This window comes from Bradyrhizobium paxllaeri, assembly GCF_001693515.2.
In the GTDB taxonomy this organism is placed as follows: Bacteria; Pseudomonadota; Alphaproteobacteria; order Rhizobiales; family Xanthobacteraceae; genus Bradyrhizobium; species Bradyrhizobium paxllaeri.
This window is the reverse complement of the sequence record NZ_CP042968.1, coordinates 6635417-6655425: the sequence shown is the minus strand read 5'-3', so window position 1 is coordinate 6655425 and position 20009 is coordinate 6635417. Positions and strand designations below refer to the sequence as shown.

At 63.4% G+C, this 20009-nt stretch carries 25 protein-coding genes; 13 read left to right on the top strand and 12 right to left on the bottom strand.

The window, feature by feature from the left end; translation table 11 throughout:
• Window positions 1–35: 35 nt before the first annotated feature.
• Window positions 36–1100, bottom strand: a complete 1065-nt coding sequence (locus LMTR21_RS31760) for a LacI family DNA-binding transcriptional regulator (protein ID WP_065753303.1) — start codon at window positions 1098–1100, stop codon at window positions 36–38.
• 225 nt (window positions 1101–1325) lie between these two features.
• Between LMTR21_RS31760 and LMTR21_RS31755 the strand changes: the two genes are divergently transcribed.
• The 9 genes from LMTR21_RS31755 to LMTR21_RS31715 all read left to right on the top strand — a co-directional run bounded on the left by LMTR21_RS31755 (window position 1326) and on the right by LMTR21_RS31715 (window position 7237).
• The gene (locus LMTR21_RS31755) at window positions 1326–2123 is read left to right on the top strand and encodes an SDR family NAD(P)-dependent oxidoreductase (RefSeq protein ID WP_065753302.1); all 798 of its coding nucleotides are present in this window, start codon (window positions 1326–1328) and stop codon (window positions 2121–2123) included.
• Window positions 2124–2188: 65 nt separating this feature from the next.
• Window positions 2189–2722, top strand: a complete 534-nt coding sequence (locus LMTR21_RS31750) for a VOC family protein (RefSeq protein ID WP_065753301.1) — start codon at window positions 2189–2191, stop codon at window positions 2720–2722.
• A gap of 3 nt (window positions 2723–2725) precedes the next feature.
• Entirely contained in the window at window positions 2726–3697 is a 972-nt protein-coding gene (locus LMTR21_RS31745) for a zinc-binding dehydrogenase (RefSeq protein ID WP_065753300.1), read from the top strand.
• 45 nt (window positions 3698–3742) lie between these two features.
• Window positions 3743–4303, top strand: a complete 561-nt coding sequence (locus tag LMTR21_RS31740; RefSeq protein WP_065753299.1) for a carboxymuconolactone decarboxylase family protein — start codon at window positions 3743–3745, stop codon at window positions 4301–4303.
• A 77-nt stretch (window positions 4304–4380) separates the two neighbouring features.
• Window positions 4381–4806, top strand: a complete 426-nt coding sequence (locus LMTR21_RS31735; RefSeq protein ID WP_065753298.1) for a DOPA 4,5-dioxygenase family protein — start codon at window positions 4381–4383, stop codon at window positions 4804–4806.
• A 191-nt stretch (window positions 4807–4997) separates the two neighbouring features.
• On the top strand, window positions 4998–5990 hold the full coding sequence (locus LMTR21_RS31730) for a DUF2778 domain-containing protein (protein ID WP_084030631.1): 993 nt from the start codon (window positions 4998–5000) through the stop codon (window positions 5988–5990).
• Window positions 5987–6256, top strand: coding sequence for a hypothetical protein (locus LMTR21_RS31725; RefSeq protein ID WP_065753297.1), 270 nt, complete (start codon window positions 5987–5989; stop codon window positions 6254–6256). Before LMTR21_RS31730 ends, LMTR21_RS31725 begins: the two co-directional genes overlap by 4 nt.
• 60 nt (window positions 6257–6316) lie before the next feature.
• Window positions 6317–6925: a nuclear transport factor 2 family protein gene (locus LMTR21_RS31720; protein WP_065753296.1), complete on the top strand. Its 609-nt coding sequence runs from the start codon at window positions 6317–6319 to the stop codon at window positions 6923–6925.
• Window positions 6926–7027: 102 nt separating this feature from the next.
• Window positions 7028–7237, top strand: a complete 210-nt coding sequence (locus LMTR21_RS31715; protein ID WP_141688329.1) for a hypothetical protein — start codon at window positions 7028–7030, stop codon at window positions 7235–7237.
• On the opposite strand, the gene LMTR21_RS31710 is transcribed toward LMTR21_RS31715, so the two are convergent.
• From LMTR21_RS31710 to LMTR21_RS31675, 8 genes are read right to left on the bottom strand one after another with little or no spacing between them, the layout of a single operon-like run.
• Window positions 7230–8270, bottom strand: a complete 1041-nt coding sequence (locus LMTR21_RS31710; RefSeq protein WP_187399246.1) for a uroporphyrinogen decarboxylase family protein — start codon at window positions 8268–8270, stop codon at window positions 7230–7232. The genes LMTR21_RS31715 and LMTR21_RS31710 overlap by 8 nt on opposite strands.
• Before the next feature lie 37 nt (window positions 8271–8307).
• On the bottom strand, window positions 8308–9177 hold the full coding sequence (locus LMTR21_RS31705; protein WP_065753294.1) for a fumarylacetoacetate hydrolase family protein: 870 nt from the start codon (window positions 9175–9177) through the stop codon (window positions 8308–8310).
• Complete coding sequence (locus LMTR21_RS31700) at window positions 9174–9839, bottom strand: polysaccharide deacetylase family protein (RefSeq protein WP_065753293.1); 666 nt, start codon at window positions 9837–9839, stop codon at window positions 9174–9176. Before LMTR21_RS31700 ends, LMTR21_RS31705 begins: the two co-directional genes overlap by 4 nt.
• Before the next feature lie 12 nt (window positions 9840–9851).
• A complete protein-coding gene (locus tag LMTR21_RS31695; protein WP_065753292.1) occupies window positions 9852–10652 on the bottom strand; it encodes an ABC transporter permease in 801 nt (266 codons plus the stop codon).
• Window positions 10653–10659: 7 nt separating this feature from the next.
• The gene (locus tag LMTR21_RS31690) at window positions 10660–11457 is read right to left on the bottom strand and encodes an ABC transporter ATP-binding protein (RefSeq protein ID WP_246174552.1); all 798 of its coding nucleotides are present in this window, start codon (window positions 11455–11457) and stop codon (window positions 10660–10662) included.
• Complete coding sequence (locus LMTR21_RS31685) at window positions 11436–12191, bottom strand: ABC transporter permease (RefSeq protein WP_065753290.1); 756 nt, start codon at window positions 12189–12191, stop codon at window positions 11436–11438. Before LMTR21_RS31685 ends, LMTR21_RS31690 begins: the two co-directional genes overlap by 22 nt.
• A gap of 10 nt (window positions 12192–12201) precedes the next feature.
• A complete protein-coding gene (locus LMTR21_RS31680) occupies window positions 12202–13173 on the bottom strand; it encodes an ABC transporter substrate-binding protein (protein ID WP_065753289.1) in 972 nt (323 codons plus the stop codon).
• Window positions 13174–13218: 45 nt separating this feature from the next.
• Window positions 13219–13947, bottom strand: coding sequence for a GntR family transcriptional regulator (locus LMTR21_RS31675; protein WP_065753288.1), 729 nt, complete (start codon window positions 13945–13947; stop codon window positions 13219–13221).
• 198 nt (window positions 13948–14145) lie between these two features.
• Between LMTR21_RS31675 and LMTR21_RS31670 the strand changes: the two genes are divergently transcribed.
• The 3 genes from LMTR21_RS31670 (at window position 14146) to LMTR21_RS31660 (ending at window position 17184) form a co-directional block, all read left to right on the top strand.
• Entirely contained in the window at window positions 14146–14586 is a 441-nt protein-coding gene (locus LMTR21_RS31670) for a MarR family winged helix-turn-helix transcriptional regulator (protein ID WP_065753287.1), read from the top strand.
• On the top strand, window positions 14583–15359 hold the full coding sequence (locus LMTR21_RS31665; RefSeq protein WP_065753286.1) for an enoyl-CoA hydratase: 777 nt from the start codon (window positions 14583–14585) through the stop codon (window positions 15357–15359). Before LMTR21_RS31670 ends, LMTR21_RS31665 begins: the two co-directional genes overlap by 4 nt.
• Before the next feature lie 211 nt (window positions 15360–15570).
• Window positions 15571–17184, top strand: coding sequence for a GMC family oxidoreductase (locus LMTR21_RS31660; RefSeq protein ID WP_065753285.1), 1614 nt, complete (start codon window positions 15571–15573; stop codon window positions 17182–17184).
• A gap of 166 nt (window positions 17185–17350) precedes the next feature.
• On the opposite strand, the gene hemE is transcribed toward LMTR21_RS31660, so the two are convergent.
• The gene (gene hemE / locus LMTR21_RS31655) at window positions 17351–18475 is read right to left on the bottom strand and encodes a uroporphyrinogen decarboxylase (RefSeq protein WP_084030630.1); all 1125 of its coding nucleotides are present in this window, start codon (window positions 18473–18475) and stop codon (window positions 17351–17353) included.
• A gap of 57 nt (window positions 18476–18532) precedes the next feature.
• On the opposite strand from hemE, the gene LMTR21_RS31650 reads away from it, so the two are divergent.
• A complete protein-coding gene (locus LMTR21_RS31650; protein WP_057863048.1) occupies window positions 18533–18754 on the top strand; it encodes a hypothetical protein in 222 nt (73 codons plus the stop codon).
• Between the two features lie 85 nt (window positions 18755–18839).
• On the opposite strand, the gene LMTR21_RS31645 is transcribed toward LMTR21_RS31650, so the two are convergent.
• Together LMTR21_RS31645 and trhO are read right to left on the bottom strand one after the other, a co-directional pair.
• Complete coding sequence (locus LMTR21_RS31645) at window positions 18840–19076, bottom strand: SlyX family protein (protein WP_430642487.1); 237 nt, start codon at window positions 19074–19076, stop codon at window positions 18840–18842.
• Complete coding sequence (trhO, locus tag LMTR21_RS31640) at window positions 19069–19815, bottom strand: oxygen-dependent tRNA uridine(34) hydroxylase TrhO (protein ID WP_065753571.1); 747 nt, start codon at window positions 19813–19815, stop codon at window positions 19069–19071. The genes LMTR21_RS31645 and trhO overlap by 8 nt, the downstream gene beginning before the upstream one ends.
• Between the last annotated feature and the right edge of the window lie 194 nt (window positions 19816–20009).

Here is a 20009-nt window from a genome sequence, read left to right as displayed (position 1 = left end):
AGCGTTTTTCGCCTGATGTAGAGATCGTCGCGCCGTCAGGGCGCGCGAGGCGTGGCACCGGAGTGCCGCAGGATGAACCGTGTCGGCAGGTAAACCGGCCGAATCTTTTTGGCCTCGTCGCCGCCCCTGATACGGTCGAGCAGGATGTTGGCGGCGACCCGGCCCATCTGGTCCAGATCCCAGGTCAGTGCAGAAATCCCCGGCGTCGCATGCCGGGCGAGATCGGTGTCGCCGATGCACACCAGTGAAACGTCGTCGGGATAGCGCAGGCCGCTACTGGCGAGTGCGTCCATCACGCCGGCCAGCATGTGCGTGCCCAGCGTGATGATCGCGGTCGGACGGTTCGGGCCACGCAGCAACTGGCAGACGTCACTGAACGCAATGCTGGAGCCCTGCGTCTGCGGCCGGATCAAATCGGGATCGACCTCGAGCCTGGCTTCGGCGTGCGCCTGGCGATAGCCGGCGAGGCGCTCCGAACTCGGAAGCAGCGCTGCGCGTCCGGTGAGAAGGGCGATGCGGCGATGGCCGAGGCCGATCAGATAGCGCGTGATTTCGAGGCCGCCGCCGCGATGGTCCGCACGCACCGAGGGGACGCCGGGCACTTCGCGATCGATCGCCACGCAGGGCAGGTCCAGATTTGCAAGCGCGCCGGTGAAATCCGTATGGGCGTTGTCGCCGGCGAACAGCAGCAATCCGTCCATCCGCCGCCGGCGCACCGCTGATACGAACGCGGTCTCGCGGTCTTCCTCGTGGCGGGTCGCTGCGAGCATCAGCACATAGCCAGCGCGCTGCAGTTCTTCCTCCGCGCCGTTGATCATTTCGCTGTAGAGCGGGTTGGAGAGGTCGGCGACCATGCAGCCGATCGTCTTGCTCTCGCGCGAGCGCAGCGCCTGCGCCGCCGAATGCGGCTCGAAGCGCAGCCGGTTCACCGCCCGCATGATCCGCGCGTGCAATTCCGGGCTGGTATGCGGCTCGCCGTTCATGACCCGGCTGACGCTGCTGACGGATACGCCGGCTTGGGCTGCGACATCGCGAATGGTTGCGCGTGCGGGCCGCGTTCGCCGGCTCTTTGCTACTGGTCCTTCTTGCACCCTGTTCATCGCGACATCTCGGTCATCCGGAGATCTGAGGCGCTAGGCGCGCAACGCCGAAATCTAACGTAATCTGAGAACGATATACAAGGTACTATGGCTTTAAATAAGTATATTGCGCGACGATAACGGATAAAGTATGGAAACGTTTCCAGGACGGGGCGGCGAGATGGCCGTTGCCCCGCACGGCAACAACGCGGCCGAACGGCCTGAAAACGGGAGACGGACCCAGCCATGACGCGGCGTGTCGAAGGGAAAGTCGTTCTGGTCACCGGCGCTGCCAATGGCATCGGACGGGCCGCCGTGCTGGTGCTGGCCCGCGAGGGCGCGAGGATCGCCGCGACGGATTTGCAGGATGAGAAAGGCGAAGGCCTGCTGCGCGAATTGCGCGCCGGCGGCTGCGAATGCGAATACTACCACCATGACGTGACGCGCGAGGAAGACTGGCAGTCGGTCGTCGCCCGGACCAAGGCGCGGTTCGGCAGGCTCGATGTCCTCGTCAACAATGCCGGGATCGGCCTCTCGGGCCCCGTCGTCGACATGGCGTTCGCCGACTGGAAGCGGCAGGTGGCCGTCAATCTCGATGGCGTCTTCCTCGGCGTAAAGCATTCGCTGCCGCTGATGCGGGCGAGCGGCGGCGGCAGCATCATCAACGTTTCCTCGATTGCCGGGATCAAGGCGTCGCCGAACGTCTCGGGTTATTGCGCGACCAAGGGCGGCGTGCGGCTGTTTACGAAATCCATCGCGCTGGAATGCGCGGCAGCCAAGGACGGTGTGCGCGTCAACTCGCTGCATCCCGGCATCACCGAAACCGCAATCTGGGACACGCTGATCGGTACCGTCGAGGACGGCTCGAATGGCGGGCGGGAGCGCGGCCCGACGCTGGACAAGTTCACCGAACGCGCCGTGCCGCTCGGGTACAAGGCGGCGCCTGCGGATATTGCCAATGGCATTTTGTGGCTCGCCAGCGACGAGAGCCGCTACGTCACTGGCACCGAACTCGTCATCGACGGAGGCAGGTCGATCGGCTGAACGGCGGGATCAAGAAGAACCAAGAGGCGGAAACGATGTACCGCCGGACAAAACGGGAGGTTTCAATGAGCCGTATCTTCGGCGCGGTCTGCCAGAACGGATACATCGTGCGGGATATCCGCGCCGCCATGGATCACTGGGTCAATGTGATGGGCGTCGGGCCCTGGTATTACATCGACAAGGTCAAGACCGACTACTTCCGCCACCGGGGGCAGGACTCCGCCATGGAGATGAGCGTGGCGCTCGCCAATTCCGGCGATCTGCAGATCGAGCTGATCCAGCAGCGCAACGACGCACCCTCGATGTACAAGGAGTTTCTCGACTCCGGCCGCGAAGGCTTGCAGCACATGTCGTATTGGACGCGGGACTATCAGGCCCTCTACGACCGCGCGCTGTCGCTTGGCTATAAAGTCGGACATGAAGGCCAGATTGGCGGCGAAAAGGGCCGCTTCGCCTATTTCGATACGCAGGCCCATCCCGGCACCGTGGTGGAAATCTCAGACATCAGCGGCAGCAAGGGCAGCTTCTTCGAGCATATCCGCAAGGTCGCCGCCGGTTGGGACGGATCCGATCCCATCCGCGAAGTCGGCGGCCGCTGAGCAATGCGCGCCATCGTATCGAGTGCCGACGGTCCCGTACTGAAGGACATTCCTCGGCCGTCGCCGGGGCCGGAGGAGGTGCTGGTTCAGGTCAGGGCCGGCTCGCTCAACCGTGCCGATCTCGCGATGCTCCGCGGTGCGGCCCACGGTCGGGTCGGCGGCCTGGGCATGACCCTCGGCCTCGAATCGGCCGGCGAGGTGGTCGAAACCGGCGGCAAGGTAAAGCGCTGGCGCATCGGCGATCGCGTGATGTCGTCCGGCGGCGGCGCCTTCGCCGAATATGCGATCGGGCATGCCCGGCGGATCTATCCCGTGCCGGATGCTCTGCCGTTCGAGCAGGCCGCCGCCCTGCCGGTCGCGTTGCAGACCATGCATGACGCGATCGCGACCAATGGCATGCTGGAAGCGGGGCAGAGCGTCCTGATACAGGGCGCGAGTTCAGGTGTCGGCCTGATGGGCCTGCAGATCGCTAAATATCTGAGGGCCGGGCTTGTCATCGGCACCTCCACATCGCCGCAGCGGCGCGAGCGGCTCAAGGAATTCGGCGCCGATCTCGCCATCGATACGCGCGCACCGGACTGGGTAGCTCAGGTGCTGGAGGCGACGGATGGCAAAGGGGTGGACCTCTTGATCGACCTCCTCGCCGGGCCGCTGACCAACGGAAATCTCGCAGCGACGCGGATTGGCGGCCGCATCGTCAATGTCGGCCGCATGGCCGGTGAAACCGGCGAGTTCAATTTCGACCTGCATTCGATGCGCCGCATCACCTATGTCGGCGTCACCTTTCGCACCCGTAGCGCGGCGCAGGTGGAGGCGATCAATGAAAAGGTGACCCGCGCTCTCTTGCCGGCGCTGTCGCAAGGCGCGCTGCGGCTGCCGATCGACAAGGTGTTGCCCCTGGAGAATGCGTCCGAGGCGTTCGAGCGCATGGCGCACAACCAGCATTTCGGCAAGATCGTGCTGGCTAGCGCTTGAGCGGCGGCAGTAAGCAAGAAAACAGCAACATAAGGAAATAAGCGGATGGCAAGACTTCCCCTGATCGACCCGGCGGCAACCAGCGGCGACATACGGACGTCCTTTGACAGGATGCCGGTTGTCCTGAACATCTTCCGGATGATGGCGCATGCCGAGGCCAATTTCATTCCGGCGATGCGGTTCGCCAATTCGATCCTGCACCGCCAAAAGCTCAGCCACGTCAATCGCGAGTTGCTGATCCTTCAAGTCGCGCAGTGGGAGCATGGCGAATATGAGTGGCGGCAGCATGTTCCGATCGCGCTCGGTGTCGGCGTCACGCAACGGCAGATCGACTGCATCGAGCAGGGAAAATACGGGGACGCCGCCTTTAATGACGCCGAAAAGGCGCTATTGGCGTTCGGCCGTGAGGTGATCGAGAACGTGCGCGTTGCAGCACCGGTCTTTGCTGCGATGCGCCAGCACTTCAGCGAGCAGGAGATCGTCGAATCGATCCTCGCGATCGGCTTCTACATGACGATGGCCCGCCTGACCGAAGCAACCGAGGTCGACCTCGACGCCGCCGCCGGCATGACCGTCTACGAGAGCAGCAAGAAGCGGTCGGGCTGACACCTGCACATTGACCGCGGCCCCGGTTGCAGCGATCATCGGCCGGTCCAAAGCAGCGATGGCGTGGAGCAAAGGCCATGACGGGTGAGCCGGGAGCGGGCGGGCCGCGACCACTGGGCGAGATCGCCAGCTATCACGCCCATATCTATTACGATCCGGCGGCCACACGGGCCGAAGCCGAGCAACTGCGCAGCTGGATCGGCGAGCGGTTCTCGGTCACGCTCGGGCGCTGGCATGACGTCAAGGTCGGGCCGCACGACCAGGCGATGTACCAGGTCGCCTTTGCCCGCGAGATATTTCCCGAACTGGTGCCCTGGCTGATGCTCAACCATGGCAAATTGAGCGTTCTGGTCCATCCAAACACAACCAATCCGCGCCGGGACCATCTGGCCGATCCGATCTGGATCGGGCCAGCGCTCGCGGTGCATGCCGACAAGCTGTCGGAGCACGCTGAAATGGAGCAGGCGCCAGTGCCGAATACCAATCCGGTCCTGAGGCCCTGAGCATGGCTCGCGGGTTGGTTTATGCTGGCCGATTTGTCATTCCGAGGCTTGAACCTGCGGATCGCGCCGGCCATGATGGCGGCAAACACTTGTCTCGAATATGCCTTACTTTGGTTTGCATTATGGTGGGACTTATTCGGTGAATCCTTTAGGAATCAGACGTGATTCCGAAAGTGCCGAGCCGGGGGTAGATGGGTAAACGTACGACCAGCGCAGCCGGGCCTGCTTCGCGCCCGCGTACCCGATTGTACCGTGAAGCGGCGCTCGGCGTCGCGGCGCTCGCTATGGCTTTGGGGCTGGCCGCCTGGGTGACCGATATTGATTGGGCCCGCTGGATCGATCCCGCATCCGCGAATGTCCCCAGCACAACCTCGTTCGACGAACGGTTCGGTCCATCCTCGGTGCGCCGTTCGCTGGCCATCAACTACCCCTCGCGTCCTGCCGTACGCCCGCAACGCTCCGACTTCGATGCGGAGTTCGGGCATATCGAAAACCAGTTGGGCGGACCATTGCGGGAGCAGGTTGTCGAGCCCGAGCCCGAGCAGCCTGCGCCAACAGTTGAAGCCGCGATTCCCTTGCCGAGATCCCGGCCGGTCCTGGCCAATCTTCAATCCATGAGAAACGATCCGCCGACGGTCTCGGCTGATAACCGCACCATGTTCGAGAAGCTCGCCGACCTGGTGCCGATGCGCTTCTCGCTGGCATCGCTGACGCCGGGAGACGGGCTGCTCAGCGAGCGCAAGGATCTGGCCGCGCTTGGCTACGACGGTCAGACCGCCGTCTACGATATTTCGGCTCGCACAGTGTATCTGCCAAATGGCGTCAAACTCGAGGCTCATTCCGGGCTCGGCAGCCTGATGGACAATCCGGCGCATGTCGACCAGCGCATGGTCGGCGCGACGCCGCCGAACGTCTACGATCTGAAGCCGCGCGAGAAACTGTTTCATGGCGTCGCCGCGCTGCGCATGACGCCGGTGGGCGAAAACGAAATGCATGGGCGAAACGGCCTGCTCGTACACAGCTACCTGCTCGGGCCCAACGGCGATTCCAACGGCTGCGTCTCGATCAAGGATTATGACAGGTTCCTGCAGGCCTACCGGAACGGCGAGGTGAAGCGGCTCGTCGTCGTGCCGAGCCTTCGCGAAGGCCTGACCGCGTCGCGGCGTTCACCATCCCCGTCATGACTTCGGTCGCCGGCGATGTCGCCGATTCCGATACGCCCTTGCGAGCGGTCTTCAAGATCAATCTGAACGGCAAGACGGTGTCGATCGCCACGGTCGGTCAGGCCTATCGCTTCATCACCAATCTCTCTTCGATCGAATGGATCGAATTCCGTGCCCTGCACGCCGATGCTGTCAGTGCACTGCAACGCGCCGCCGACAATGCGATGCTGACCGTGCAGGCGACCAACGCCCTGCGGGCGCTGTTCGTCCGCGCCAGGCTGTTGTGACGGCGCCGGGCGATCAGTTGATACTCATTTGAAAACTATGTCCTAAAGGGAAACCTCCGCATGCCCGGAAATCACGCCGAGATTGAAGACGATCGCCTGATCCGCGAATTGTTGCAGAACTGGGCGATCTGGCGCGATGCCGGAGACTGGGAACGTTTCCGCACCGTCTGGCATCCGGACGGCCGCATGATGGCGACCTGGACGCAGGGCACCGGCGACGAGTTCATCGAAATCAGCAAGCAGGCCTGGGCCAAGGGCGTCAGCATCCTGCACTTCCTCGGCGGCATTTCGGTCGATCTCGCCGGAAACCGGGCGATCTCGCAGACCAAGATGACGATCTCGCAGCGCGCCGAGGTCGAAGGCGTGCTGTGCGATGTGCTCTGCACCGGACGGTTCTACGACTTCCTCGAAAAGCGGGAAGGGCGGTGGGGCATCGTGCTGCGCCAGCCGATCTATGAGAAGGACCGCATGGACCCCGTTACCCCCGGCGCCGCGCCTGTTCTGGATAGGGCGTTGCTTGAGCGGTTTCCAGAGGGCTACCGGCACCTCGCTTATCTGCAGACCCGCATCGGCTATACCGTCAAGCGCGACATGCCCGGCCTCAAGGGGCCGGAAGTCGAAGCCTTGTATGCACGGGGCGCGGCGTGGCTGAAAGGTAATCCGATCTAGTTTATCTCGCTGAGCGGCATCGTCACGACACTTGACGTGGATCAAAGAACCCATCCAGGCCCTCGGGGCAGCATGAAGCATCACCTATGGCAGGGGATGCGTATGGCGAGTCACCTGGAGCTGAGTTCGCGGGCGGCACTTTGCAGGCTGCTTGCGCAGCGCGAACCGGATAGCAAGGTCTATTGGCTGGCTGAGGCTGAAAACTGGTTGCGTCTTTCCCGTGAACCCATCGAGTTGCAACGAACGGGTCGTGAGGACGACCCGCTCGAACAGTTTCTGGCTCGGATCGGCAGCCGCCTGGGTCTTAGCTGATCTCCCTGCGCACGGTCGCCGCCGCATCGCACATCGCCTTCAGCTTTCCGAACGCGACATGACGCGGCATGTATTTCATGCCGCAATCTGGCGCGACGACAAGGCGATCCGCGGCGACGTGCTTCAGCCCGTTGCGGATCCGGCCCGCCACGACTTCAGCGGTTTCGATCTCGGGATTGCCGAGGTCGAGCACGCCGAGCATGATCTTCTTCGACGACAGGTCCTTGAGCACGCCGAGATCGAGTTTTGGCTGCGCCGCCTCGATCGAAATCTGTTCGGCGCTGGTGTCGGCGAGTTCGGCGAGGAAGGAATAGCCGGCCGGCTTGGTCGAGCCGGGAACGACCGCGGCATAGCCGAAACACAGATGCACGACCGTCGGCACGGTAATGCCCTGAAGCGCGCGATTGATGGCTTTCACTGCATAGCGCCGGGCGAGGTCAGGATTGTTGCGCACCCATGGCTCGTCAAGCTGGATCACGTCGGCGCCGGCCTTTTGCAGGTCGAGCGCTTCGGCGTTGACGGCTTCGGCGAAAGCCATCGCCAGCTCTTCGTCGTTCTTGTAGAACTCGTTCTTCGCCTGCTGGCTCATGGTGAACGGGCCGGGCAGGGTGATCTTGGCCGCGCGATCGGTATTTTTGCGCAGGAATTCCATATCGTGCCGCTCGACCGGGCCGCGGCGCTTCACCGGGCCGACCACACGCGGCACCGGCGTCTCGTGGCCGCTGCGCGAGGTGATCATCGCGGGCTTCTCGTCGTCGATGCCCTCAAGCGCGGTGGCAAACCGGTTCGAATAGCTTTCGCGGCGGATTTCACCGTCGGTCACGATATCGATGCCGGCCCGCTCCATGTCCCTGATAGCCACGACGGTGGCGTCGTCCTGCGCTTCTTCCAGATGCTCCGCCGGCAGCCGCCACATCGCATGGAGGCGGGTGCGCGGCACCACCTTGGACAGCATTGCGCGATCGACCAGCCATTCCGGCTGCGGATAGCTGCCGACAACGGTGGTCGGCAGCAGGTGCTTTGGCAGGTTCATGATTACCTCCTTGCTCTTGTTATTGTGACTACGCCCATCAGGCCGCGCGCGTTGCAGCCGCCGCAACCTCGTCCTTGACCGGATTGCGCAGCACGCCGATGCCGGACACCTCGACCTCGACCACGTCGCCATCCTTCATCCAGAGCGGCGGCGTGCGATAGGCGCCGACGCCGCCGGTGGTGCCGGTGACGATGACGTCGCCGGGGGCGAGTTCAGTGAAGGTCGAGCAGTAGGCGATCAGGGCGGGAACGTCGAACACGAGGTCCGAGATCGGCGCGGCCTGCACCTCGACACCGTTGAGGCGGGTGGCGATGGTCTGCTTGCTGATATCGGGGATTTCATCCGTCGTGACCATCCACGGACCGAACGCGCCGGTGCCGACGAAATTCTTGCCCGGCGCGAATTGCGAGGTGTGGCGCTGCCAGTCGCGAATGCTGCCGTCATTGTAGCAGGCATAGCCCGCGACATGCGCGAGTGCCGCTTCGCGCGAAATCCGCCGGCCGGCCTTGCCGATGATGACAGCCATCTCTCCTTCAAAATCGAAGCGTTCGGACTCCAGCGGCCGGATCATCGGCTGGCCGCCGCCGACCTGGCTGTTGGCGAAGCGGGTGAAGATCATCGGATGCGGCGGGGTTGGGTGACCGCTTTCCGCCAGATGCGTGGCGTAGTTGACGCCGATGCAGAAGATCTTGTCCGGATCGGGCACGGTCGGCAGCAATTCGATTTCGGCCAGCGCGTAGTCCGGACGCTCGCTTTGCAGGGCTTTCAGTTCGTCGAGCGATCCCTTTGCAAGCAGCGACTTCAGCGTCGGATACGCCTTCAGCCGCTTCCCGGCATCGATGATACCGGTATTCGTGATCAGGCCGTAGGTTGCGGTCGGGCCGGCCTTGAAACTCGCGATCTTCATGGTGTGACACTCTCTTCGATGTTGGAAACATAGGGCTGGATGGGCAGCGCGATCTCGCCTGACCGGATCGGGACGCAATCGGGCGGAAAATCCTGGTGGAAACGTGCGCCGGCTTTCGCGGCGCGGTCGATAAAGCGTTCGAGATGATTCATCGCGCCGCTGGGCAGATCGTGCAGCACCATCAGGCTCCACGGCTGCGCTCGGCATTGCGCGATGGCCCGGTCGGCCCAGCCGTCCGGATCGTCCCAGTCGCGCGGAATGGCGTTCCAGAGCACGACGCTCAGCTTGTTGCGGATGAGGTAGTCCACGACGGAAGGTTTTAATAGCCGGTCGTCGAGATTGCCGCCGCCGCCGAACGGCCGGAACCAGCGATGCGCGTGGGCGAGGTCGCCGATTGCATCTTGCGTCCGGCCAATCTCGTTGCGTGCCGCTTCCGGATCGCGTTGTTGCCCGAGCGGCACCGTATGCGTAAAGGTATGATTGCCGATCCAGTGATCCTCATCGTGCGCGCGCGCCGCCAGCCGGCGGCGTTCGGGGTCGCCAAGCTTTTCGCCGATCACGAAGAACGTCGTCTTGATGCCGCGTTCCCGCAAGGTATCGAGCACGCGCGGCGTGACGCCGGGCTCGGGACCATTGTCGAATGTCAGCGTCAGGTCGAACACGCAAGCCCTCCGTCAGGTGGCAGGCTGCAGGGCAGTCGGCGCGATTTCTTCGGCCGCAGTTTGTCCGGCACGGGTGCCGGTCTGCCAGATCGCGGCCTTGCGCTCGATCCATTTGATCGCGGCGTTGAAGGCGATCGCCATCGCCAGCACCAGCAGCACGCCGGCGAACACATGCGGGCTGTCGAGAATGGTGCGGTAGCGCGAGATCAGATAGCCGATGCCCGCGGACGAAATCAGCATTTCCGATACGACCACGCCGACGATCACGAGTGCGCCACCGACGCGCAGCCCTGACAGCACGGTCGGGATCGCGGCCGGGATGATGACACGAACCAGCCGCTGGCTCAGCGTTGCGCCCATGCTGCGGGCGGCGAGCAATAGCTGCGGATCGATGGTTTGGATGCCGGCGGCGGTCGCCAGCATCGTCGGGAGGAAGCCATAGATCGAGGCAAAGGCGATCTTGGATTCCGAGCCGATGCCGAGCCACACCGTGAAGACGGGATAGAAGATGACGAGCGGCACCGCATAGAGGCTCGAGACCATCGGCATGATCAGGATGCGCGGCCGCGGCAGGCTGCCGACGATGGCGCCGAGCAGGATGCCGCCGCCGCAGGCGAACGCCATCGAGATCGCGACCTCATAGAGCGTCACGGCAAGGGCATGGCCGTACTCGCCGGCCTCGTTCCATCCGGCCGCGAGCGTCGAGGACAGCGAGGGCAGGAACAGTTCCGGAATGAGGCCTGCGCGCGGCAGGAATTCCCACAGCGCGATCAGGGCTACGACGGTTAATCTGCGAAGCGTTGCCGCGCTCATGCTCGCCTCATGCCGATTTGCGGATATGACGCCAGATGCGGTCGCGCAGGCTACCGAAGGCGTCGCCGCTCAGCATCTCATAGGTGCGCGGGCGGGGCAGGGAGACCTGCAGATGATCGACGATCCGGCCGGGCCGCGGCGACATTACGATCACCTCGTCGGCGAGATAGACCGCTTCCGTCAGGCTGTGGGTGACGAACACCACCGTCTTGCCGGTCGCGGCCCAAATGCGTAGCAACTCGTCGCCCATGGTCATGCGGGTCTGCTCGTCGAGCGCCGCGAACGGTTCATCCATCAGCAGCACCGGCGGGTCCTGCACCAGGCCGCGCGCGATCGAGACACGCTGCTTCATACCGCCGGACAGTTCGTGCGGATGGCGCTTGCCGAAGCCGTCGAGGCCCACGAGTTTGAGGGCATCTTGCGCCTTGGCGCGGCGTTCGTCTTTTTTGACGCGGCGCAGCGCCAGCGGAAATTCGACGTTCTCTTCCGCTGTCAGCGAGGGAAACAGGCTGGCTTCCTGAAACACCACGCCGACCCGGTTAGGATCGGGCTCGGGGATCGGCGCGCCTGAGATGGTGATGGTGCCCGAGGTCTGCTGGCGCAGGCCGGCCATCATCATCAGGAGCGTGGACTTGCCGCAGCCGCTCGGGCCGACCAGCACGACGAAGCGGCCGGGTTTGACGTCCAGCGAAACATCCTCCAGCGCGACAACATCCTGCGTCGTGGTCTTGAAGATCTGCCCGACATTGCGGACCTCGATCGCGCCGGCCGGCTTCAGCGGAGTTATGTTCGCCAATGGCTGCATCGTGTTTCCACCCATCTGACCAGTTCGTTGAAGGCAATTGCGATGGTCGCAATCATCACCACGCCGGCCAGCAATTGCTTCATCTGGAAGTTTTCGCCCCAGGTCGCGATCTGATGGCCGATGCCGTCGCGCGAGGCGTACATTTCGGCGAGAATGACGCCGGTGAGATTGAAGATCATCGAAATCCGCAGCGCTTCGAGCAAAACCGGGAGCATGCTCGGCAGGTAGACGCGAAATGCGGTCTGAACAGGCGTGGCGCCATAGGAGCGTGCGACGGTCAGATGCTCGACCTTGACCGACTCCACCGCCGTCGTGGTCGACATGATCACAATGAAGATGGTCGAGAAAAAACCGAACCCGACCTTCTGTGAAAAGCCGACGCCGAACACCAGGATGAACATCGGCAGGAAGATCGATTTCGGGATGCTGAAGGCGAAGAACAGCAGCGGTTTTGCCACCTCGGCAAAATAGCGGTTCTCCGCGATCAGGAAGCCGATCAGCGCGCCGACGGGAACGGCGAGCGCGAAGGCGGTCGCCACCTCGCTGGCGGTGACCACGAGATCCTTCCGCACACTCGCCCGCTGCAGCAGGTCGCCCAGCGTTGCGAGCGTGTCGGAGGCGGAGGGGAGCAGGCGCGGGTTGACGATGCCGGTGCGCGACAGGATCTCCCATATCGCAAACAGCGCCACCACAATGGCGACCCGCGCCGCCTTTACGCCTAGCCCGCTTTGCATCGCGGTTGCCTCAGAATTTGGTCGGAACCGGCTTGAACTGCGTCGAGATGATCTCTGCCGCTGGCCCGAGATCCTTCATGCCGCCGGCCTTGGCCATGTCGAGCGCGAGCTGAAGCTGCTCCGTGATCTTCGGCCCATCCATGCTGCCGTCGGTTTCAAGCTTCAGAATCGTGTTTTCATATTCCAGCGCCGCGATCTCGGCGGGGATTTCATAGAGCTCGGTGATCAGCTTGACGGAGGCGTCCTTGTTGGCTCGCATGAACATCAGCGCGCCATAGAGCGCGTTCAGCGTCTTCTGCACCAGCTGCGGCTTGTCCTGCACATATTTGTCGAGCGCGATCCAGCCCGCGGCGAGGTTCGGCGGCACCTCCTTGGAGAAGTCGAGGATGGTGCGTGCTTCGCCCGATTTGGAGATCTGGAAGCTCAGCGGCGAATAAACCACGGCTGCGTCGACATTGCCGGCAAGCAGGTTCGGCACCAGGCCACCGCCGCCGACGGGAACGCGGGTGAATTCGATCTTCTTGTCCTGCTGGGTCCACAGCGCCAGCAGGTCGGAGCCGGAGCCCGCGGAGGTTATTGCGACCTTCTTGCCTTTCAGATCGTTGACGGCAAGCGTCGATTTCGAAAGCGTCATCAACTGCCAGCCGTAATAGCCCATGGCGGCATTCGCGAGCACCTTGGAGTTCACGCCCTTCTTGCGCCCGGCCGAGACCAGCGAGGTGGCGTCGAGAATGACGTCGGCGGCGCCCGCCGCCATCGCCTCGAACGTCTCGGCGCCGCCGCGATAGATCGTCAGCTCTGCCTTGATGCCTTCCTTCTCGAACAGCTTCTGGCGCACCGCGGTTTCCGCGATCGTGGTCGGCCAGTAGGTTTTTGTCGGAAGCCCGATGCGAACGGCATCGGCGGCCTGCGCCATCGCTGATGTAACAAGCACGGTGGCGGCTGATATCGTTGCCAGTATGTGGCGTCGTGTGATCTTCATTGTGACGTTTCCCTTTTGCTTTTCTTGATTTGGTCTTCGAGCGAGTCAGGTGGTGTCGCCACCTCCTGAAATTTTCGGGGCTGCGAGCTCGACGAGATGCATGGTTGTCATGAAATGCTTCGAGAGCGCCGCAACGGCGGCATCGGCATCGCGCGTGAGGGTGGCCCGCACGATGGCGGCGTGTTCGGCCTCGACGTCGCGGGTTTTCTCGCTGTTGCGCCGGATCGCGAGCCGTCGATAGCGCTCGCTCTGCTCGTGCAGCACATCACGAAAGCCCAGCAGCCATTGCGAGCCGCAGGCATTCACCAGCGTACGGTGGAAGATACGGTGCCGCACCACCCATTCCTCATAGTGATGCGTCGGATCATCGGGATAGGTGTGGGGAACGACGCAGAGCGCCGCGAACGATTTCTCCACTGATGCCAGCCAGGCCGCGTCGCCGCGCTCGATCGAGCGGCGCAACGCCAGTCCCTCGATGTCGACACGGGTTTGCGTCACGTCGCGCAGATCCGCCGGCGATACCGGGCTGACGCGAAAGCCGCGCTGGTCGGACGCCTGCACCAGCCCGTCCGCGACCAGCCGCGACAGCGCTTCGCGCACCGCGGCGAGGCTGACCGAAAACTGCTTGGCGAGACCGGCGATATGCAGCTTCTGGCCAGGCAAGAGCCGGGTCGAGAGAATGTCCGCGCGCAGCCGCTCCTGAACGGCAGACGTCAGGCTTCGCGGCCGTTCGTCGGCAAGGCGCTCGCCAAAACTCAACCCGATACTGCTCATGGCGGCGCAGATTGGCGAGGAGCGGTGAGATCGTCAATCGAAAATCGATTTTTTCGATAAAGTGCTGTTTGATCTGTATTTTCTTCCCAGCTAGCCCGCTTCAGCTCCGAAATCTCACGGCGCCGCTCAAAATCATCGTGACAACTTTCGAACATTTACCTAGATAGTTCGCGTGCGAAATAAATCGATATCATCGACATGAGCCCCCGTCGCGAGCATCGGCTGGTGTTCCTGCTCACCGTCGCGCAGCGCCGCCTGCAGCGCTGGATGGCGGCGCAGCGGCAGAACAGCGCCGTGACCGCCACGCAGGCCGGTCTGCTGTTCATTCTGGGCCAGCGCGACGGCGTGCTGATGGGCGAGGCCGGCGCGGCGCTCGATCTCGGACCGCCCGGCATCAGCGGCCTGGTGGACCGGATGACGGCGGCAAACCTGATCAAGCGGCGCGCCGATCCGGATGACGGGCGCGCGTGGCGTCTGTGGCTGACACCGGCCGGCCGCGCGGCGATGGCGCAGTCGAAAGCCGGACTTGTGGAGGTCAATGCGCGCCTCACGGATGGATTTACCGACGCTGAGATCGACGTCGTCGCGCGCTGGCTGACCACGATGCAAACCAGATTTCCCAGAGGAGAAGACGAATGACCGAGCATATCAAGATCGAGAACAGCGACGGGGTCCTGACGCTGACGATGGCCCGTCCCGACAAAAAGAACGCGCTGACCAATGCGATGTATGGCGCGCTGGCCGATGCGATCCAGGCCGCCGAGACGGATTCGTCTGTTCGCGTGCTGCTGATCCGCGGCGAGGGCGACATGTTCACCGCCGGCAACGATGTCGGCGAGTTCGCTGCGATTGCGACCGGCGCCGTCCAGGGCGAGCGGCATGTTGGCCGTTTCCTGCAGTCGCTCGCCCATTCGAGCCGACCGCTGGTCGCGGCCGTTCAGGGCCGCGCCGTTGGTATCGGCACCACCATGCTGCTGCATTGCGATCTGGTCGTGCTGGCCGAGAATGCGTTGCTGTCGACGCCGTTCGTCAATCTGGCGTTGGTGCCGGAAGCCTCTTCCAGCATCTTGATGCCGCTTCGCATCGGTTATGCCCGTGCATTCGAGATGTTCGCGCTCGGCGAACCCGTCGACGCCAAATCCGCCTTCGCCTGGGGCCTCGCCAACCGCGTGGTGCCGCTCGACAAGCTCGACGCAGAGGCGAAGGCGTTCGCATCGCGGCTGGCGAAACAGCCGGCCGGCGCCGTCAGCACCACCAAGCGGCTGATGCGCAATCCGGAAGTTCTGATGGCGCAGATCAAGGTGGAGAGCGAGCAGTTCGCGGCTCGCCTGAAGACCGCCGAAGCGCGAGAGGCCTTTATGGCATTCGCCGAGCGCCGGCCGCCGGACTTTCTGAAGCTCGCCGCCAGCTAGTTGGAGCAAGTTCGAGCAATCCTCCGCAGTTCGAAAATGCGTTCCGGGATGACGAAGTGAGCGCGTCGTCATTCCGGGATGCGGCAGATTGTCCGATGAAGGAGCCGCCACGACGATCGGAAGTCGTCTATTTCCACGCCTGCGACCGGGAGGGAATTGACCCGCTGTGGCAGCCCCGCTACCTCTTCTGTCCGCCTGCGGGGGAAACAAAATGAACAAGAACAATGAAGCTTCCGAATTCGATTACGTCATCGTCGGCGCCGGCTCGGCCGGATGCGTGCTTGCCAATCGCCTGAGCGCCGACGGCAAATATTCCGTTTTGCTGCTCGAGGCTGGACCGAAGGATACCAATCTCTGGATCCACGTCCCGCTCGGCTACGGCAAGCTGTTCAAGGAAAAATCCGTCAACTGGATGTACCAGACCGAGCCGGAACCGGGCTTGAACGGCCGTCAGGTGTTCCAGCCGCGCGGAAAAGTGCTTGGCGGCTCCAGTTCGATCAACGGCCTGCTCTATGTGCGCGGCCAGCACGAGGATTATGATCGCTGGCGCCAGCGCGGCAATGCCGGCTGGGGCTATGACGACGTGCTGCCCTATTTCAAGAAAGCCGAGAACCAGCAGCGCGGCGCGGACAAATATCACGGCACCGATGGTCCGCTGCCCGTGTCCGACTGGCGCCATCATGATCCGTTGTCGGAAGCGTTTGTCGTTGCCGCCGCGGAGACCGGCATTCCGACCAATCCCGATTTCAACGGCGCCACGCAGGAGGGCGCGGGATTTTTTCAGACCACGACCCGGCGCGGGCGACGCGCCAGTTCCGCATTCTCCTATCTCCGTCCTGCCAGGACGCGGCCCAACCTCCACGTCGAAACGTCAGCACTGGCGCAGCGAATCCTGTTCGAAGGACGGCGCGCGAAGGCGATCGAGTACAAGCAGGATGGCCGCGTCCGCACGGCGCGGGCGCGCAAGGAGATTCTTGTTTCCAGCGGCGCCTATAATTCGCCGCAACTGCTGCAGCTCTCCGGCGTCGGACCGGCGGATCTGTTGAAGCAGCACGGCATCGAGATCGTGCTTGATGCACCCGGCGTCGGCAATGATCTGCAGGACCACATGCAGGTGCGCCTGATCACGCGCTGTGCGCAAAAAGTGACGCTGAACGATGTCGTCAATCATCCGATCCGCAAGATGATGGCGGGCCTTCAGTATGCAGCCTTGCGCAAGGGGCCGCTGACGATTGCGGCCGGTACGTCAGGGGCGTTCTTCAAGACCAGTCCGCGGCTGGCTTCGCCCGATATCCAGATCCACTTCCTGCCATTCTCGACCGACAAGATGGGCGAGAAGCTGCACGCGCTTTCCGGCTTCACTGCGTCGGTCTGCCAGTTGCGTCCCGAGAGCCGCGGGTCGCTCCGCATCAAAAGTGCCGATCCCGCCGTGCCGCCGGAAATCCGCATCAATTATCTCGCGACCGAAACCGACCGCCGCGCCTTCATCGACGGCATCCGCATTCTGCGCAAGATCCTCGCGGCCCCCGCACTGAAGCCTTATGCGGTTGGCGAAGTCGATCCCGGCCCGAAGGTGCAGAGCGATGACGAGTTGCTCGATTTCTGCCGCCGCACCGGCAGCACGGTCTATCATCCGACCTCGACCTGCCGCATGGGCAGCGATGCGCTCGCGGTCGTCGACCAGCGGCTGCGCGTGCGCGGCATCGAAGGGTTGCGCGTGGTCGATGCGTCGATCATGCCGGATTTGATGTCGGGCAATACCAACGCACCGGCCATCATGATCGCCGAGAAGGCGTCCGACATGATTTTGGAGGATGCGCGGTAGGCTCTAAACCTCGTCCCGCTTGCGGGGAGAGGTCGGCGCGAAGCGCCGGGTGAGGGGTACCGGACTATCAACTCGCACCACCTCGTGGAGAGAGCCCCTCACCCCAACCCTCTAAGAGCGAGCTTCGCTCGTCTCGACCCCGCAAGAGCGGGGCGAGGGAGCTGCTTCAGCCTCTATACTCCCTTACCCGCTTCAGCATCTGCTCGACATGAGCGATCGGGGTTTCCGGCTGGATGCCGTGGCCGAGGTTGAAGATCAGTCGTCCCTGCGCGTAGTTCGCCAGCACGTCGTCGACGGCACGGTCGAGCGCGGCGCCGCCTGCGATCAGCACCAGCGGATCGAGATTGCCCTGCACGGCGACGCGGTTCTGCACGCGTTCGCGGATCATGGAAGGCTCCGCTGCCCAGTCGATGCTGACGGCGTTGACGCCGGTCGCCTCGACATAGGCCGGCAACAGCGCGCCGGCGCCGCGGGGAAAGCCGATGATCTTCGTATCGGGCGCTTGCGCGCGCACGCCGGCGACAATGCGTTTCACCGGTTCGATCGACCAGCGCTCAAACTCGCGCGGCGGTAACACACCGGCCCAGGTGTCAAAGATCTGCAGGCAATCGGCACCGGCCTTGAGCTGGCCGAGCAGGTACTGGACCGAATTCTCCACCAGCACGTCGATGATTTCAGCGAACGCTTCGCGATGGCGATAGGCCATCATGCGCGCGGGCGCTTGGTCCGACGTGCCTTGTCCTGCGACCATGTAGGTTGCAACGGTCCACGGCGCGCCGCAGAAGCCGATCAGCGCGATGTCGGGTGCGAGCTCGCGCCGCACGCGGCGCAGCGCTTCATAGACCGGCTCGAGTTTTCCGAAATCGGCATGGCGCGCGAGCGTTGTCACCTGCTCCGGCGTATCCAGCGGGTCGAGCCGCGGGCCTTCGCCGGCCTCGAAGCGCACCGAGCGGCCGAGCGCGTAGGGGATCACGAGAATGTCGGAGAAGATGATCGCGGCGTCGAAGTTGAAGCGGCGGATCGGCTGCAGCGTCACTTCGGCGGCATATTCGGGCGTGAAGCACAGGTCGAGGAAGCCGCCCGCCTTCGCGCGCAGCTCACGGTATTCCGGCAGATAGCGGCCGGCCTGCCGCATCATCCAGACCGGCGGCACATTCTGCCTGCGGCCGGACAGCACTTCGAGAAAAGGTTTCACGGCGGGTTTCTGGGACAAAACGAAAGGTTCCTGCGGCAGGGCTGCTATGGCGCCTCTGATACACGCAGGTTCCCGATTGGCCAAGAAGCGATGCATGGCGCGCGCGAGGAACCTGCGCAAAACCGGGCCGTTATCTCAGCCATGGAGGTACCTATGGCTGAGAAATTCAATCCTGCGGCGCATGACAAGCACGCCGAAGATCCCCGCGAAGCGCAGAAGGCCGATCGGGAAACCCACGAAAAGCTAGAGGCCGGTTTGGTCGACACGTTCCCGGCATCCGACCCTGTGAGTGCGGCGCAGCCGGCGCCGTCGAAAGCCGATCGCGAACATGAGAACCCATCGCTGTGGAACAAGGTCCTCGCGGTCTTCCGTTAGTGCGGCCCACATTTCACCCGCGCATGGTCGCGCGGCAGGAGCGGCTCCTTCCCTAAGGGGCCGCTTTTGTTTGGCCGAGCGAGCCTTAGTAATGCGGCGGCCGTTCGTTTGTTGGGCCTGGCAAGTTGTTCTCGGCTTCTTGCAGGCGCTCTTTCAGTTCTGCGACCTTCCGCGTCAGCCTGTCGATCTCGGTCCACTGCGTCGTGACCGTTTGGTTCAATGTTTCGATGGTCACGTCTTGATAGGTCAGCCGCATCTCCAGCGAATCGATGCGATCGTTCAAGCTGTCGATGCGATCGCTCAATCTATCGACTTCACTCATGCGAGCCATCGCCGCGCTCCCGCAGGCCGTGGCCCAGCGCCACGCGTTCGTCGAACACGAAACATTCACCGCGCCAGCGGCTCTCTTGTTCCGGCACCCCTTCGAGGTAGCGGAGAATGCCGCCCTTGAGGTGATAGACCTCGGAAAACCCGCGCGCCAGGAGATAGGCGCTGGCCTTTTCGCAACGGATGCCCCCGGTGCAGAACATCGCGATCTTCTTGTGCTTCGCCGGATCGAGTTTCTCCGCGGCGAACGCCTTGAACTGCCCAAAGCTCTTGATGCCGGGATCGACGGCGCCCTCGAACGTGCCCATCGCCACCTCGAAGGCGTTGCGGGTATCGATCACCAGTGTGTCGGGGGCTGTGATCAGTTCGTTCCACTCCGACGGTTCGACATAGGTGCCGACCTGCCGTGTCGGGTCGATCGTCGTGTCTCCCAGCGTAACGATTTCCTTCTTCAGCCGGATCTTCAGCCGCTGGAACGGCATCTCGGAAGCGCCCGAAAACTTGAGTTCGAGATTGCCGAGCCGGCCGCCGAACAGGGCGCCGTGCTGCAACTCCTGGACGAGCGCGTCGATGCCCTCGTCGCTGCCCGCAACCGTGCCGTTGATGCCCTCATTGGCGAGCAGCACGCTGCCCTTGATCCCGAGGCTTGCGGCTATAGCGCGCAGCGGCTCGCGCAACTCCCGGAAGTCCGGCAGCGCGGCGAATTGATAGAAGGCGGCGACCGTGAGCGGCATGGCGACCATTTATCAGGCAGGCCGGGCAGGGGGAACCCCGCTGTCGTCCCTGCGAAAGCAGGGACCCATAACCACCGGACGTCGTGATTGTGGGAAGGTTCTACCGCCCTGCCTCTTCCATAGGTCGCGGTGTATGCAGAGCATGGCTCCTCTGGCATGCCAACCATTGCCCTGCCGGGGATGAATATGCCAAA

Excerpts from the sequence above, each read along its gene's own strand:
- LMTR21_RS31650 (WP_057863048.1), top strand. The coding sequence starts at position 18,533 with ATGGCTGAGAAATTCAATCCTGCGGCGCATGACAAGCACGCCGAAGAT.
- LMTR21_RS31670 (WP_065753287.1), top strand. The coding sequence starts at position 14,146 with ATGAGCCCCCGTCGCGAGCATCGGCTGGTGTTCCTGCTCACCGTCGCG.
- LMTR21_RS31750 (WP_065753301.1), top strand. The coding sequence starts at position 2,189 with ATGAGCCGTATCTTCGGCGCGGTCTGCCAGAACGGATACATCGTGCGG.
- LMTR21_RS31645 (WP_430642487.1), bottom strand. The coding sequence starts at position 19,076 with ATGAGTGAAGTCGATAGATTGAGCGATCGCATCGACAGCTTGAACGAT.
- LMTR21_RS31680 (WP_065753289.1), bottom strand. The coding sequence starts at position 13,173 with ATGAAGATCACACGACGCCACATACTGGCAACGATATCAGCCGCCACC.
- LMTR21_RS31730 (WP_084030631.1), top strand. The coding sequence starts at position 4,998 with ATGGGTAAACGTACGACCAGCGCAGCCGGGCCTGCTTCGCGCCCGCGT.
- hemE (WP_084030630.1), bottom strand. The coding sequence starts at position 18,475 with ATGCATCGCTTCTTGGCCAATCGGGAACCTGCGTGTATCAGAGGCGCC.
- trhO (WP_065753571.1), bottom strand. The coding sequence starts at position 19,815 with ATGCCGCTCACGGTCGCCGCCTTCTATCAATTCGCCGCGCTGCCGGAC.
- LMTR21_RS31675 (WP_065753288.1), bottom strand. The coding sequence starts at position 13,947 with ATGAGCAGTATCGGGTTGAGTTTTGGCGAGCGCCTTGCCGACGAACGG.
- LMTR21_RS31710 (WP_187399246.1), bottom strand. The coding sequence starts at position 8,270 with ATGAACCTGCCAAAGCACCTGCTGCCGACCACCGTTGTCGGCAGCTAT.
- LMTR21_RS31690 (WP_246174552.1), bottom strand. The coding sequence starts at position 11,457 with ATGCAGCCATTGGCGAACATAACTCCGCTGAAGCCGGCCGGCGCGATC.
- LMTR21_RS31705 (WP_065753294.1), bottom strand. The coding sequence starts at position 9,177 with ATGAAGATCGCGAGTTTCAAGGCCGGCCCGACCGCAACCTACGGCCTG.
- LMTR21_RS31715 (WP_141688329.1), top strand. The coding sequence starts at position 7,028 with ATGGCGAGTCACCTGGAGCTGAGTTCGCGGGCGGCACTTTGCAGGCTG.
- LMTR21_RS31665 (WP_065753286.1), top strand. The coding sequence starts at position 14,583 with ATGACCGAGCATATCAAGATCGAGAACAGCGACGGGGTCCTGACGCTG.
- LMTR21_RS31745 (WP_065753300.1), top strand. The coding sequence starts at position 2,726 with ATGCGCGCCATCGTATCGAGTGCCGACGGTCCCGTACTGAAGGACATT.
- LMTR21_RS31725 (WP_065753297.1), top strand. The coding sequence starts at position 5,987 with ATGACTTCGGTCGCCGGCGATGTCGCCGATTCCGATACGCCCTTGCGA.
- LMTR21_RS31760 (WP_065753303.1), bottom strand. The coding sequence starts at position 1,100 with ATGAACAGGGTGCAAGAAGGACCAGTAGCAAAGAGCCGGCGAACGCGG.
- LMTR21_RS31735 (WP_065753298.1), top strand. The coding sequence starts at position 4,381 with ATGACGGGTGAGCCGGGAGCGGGCGGGCCGCGACCACTGGGCGAGATC.
- LMTR21_RS31720 (WP_065753296.1), top strand. The coding sequence starts at position 6,317 with ATGCCCGGAAATCACGCCGAGATTGAAGACGATCGCCTGATCCGCGAA.
- LMTR21_RS31695 (WP_065753292.1), bottom strand. The coding sequence starts at position 10,652 with ATGAGCGCGGCAACGCTTCGCAGATTAACCGTCGTAGCCCTGATCGCG.
- LMTR21_RS31660 (WP_065753285.1), top strand. The coding sequence starts at position 15,571 with ATGAACAAGAACAATGAAGCTTCCGAATTCGATTACGTCATCGTCGGC.
- LMTR21_RS31685 (WP_065753290.1), bottom strand. The coding sequence starts at position 12,191 with ATGCAAAGCGGGCTAGGCGTAAAGGCGGCGCGGGTCGCCATTGTGGTG.
- LMTR21_RS31755 (WP_065753302.1), top strand. The coding sequence starts at position 1,326 with ATGACGCGGCGTGTCGAAGGGAAAGTCGTTCTGGTCACCGGCGCTGCC.
- LMTR21_RS31740 (WP_065753299.1), top strand. The coding sequence starts at position 3,743 with ATGGCAAGACTTCCCCTGATCGACCCGGCGGCAACCAGCGGCGACATA.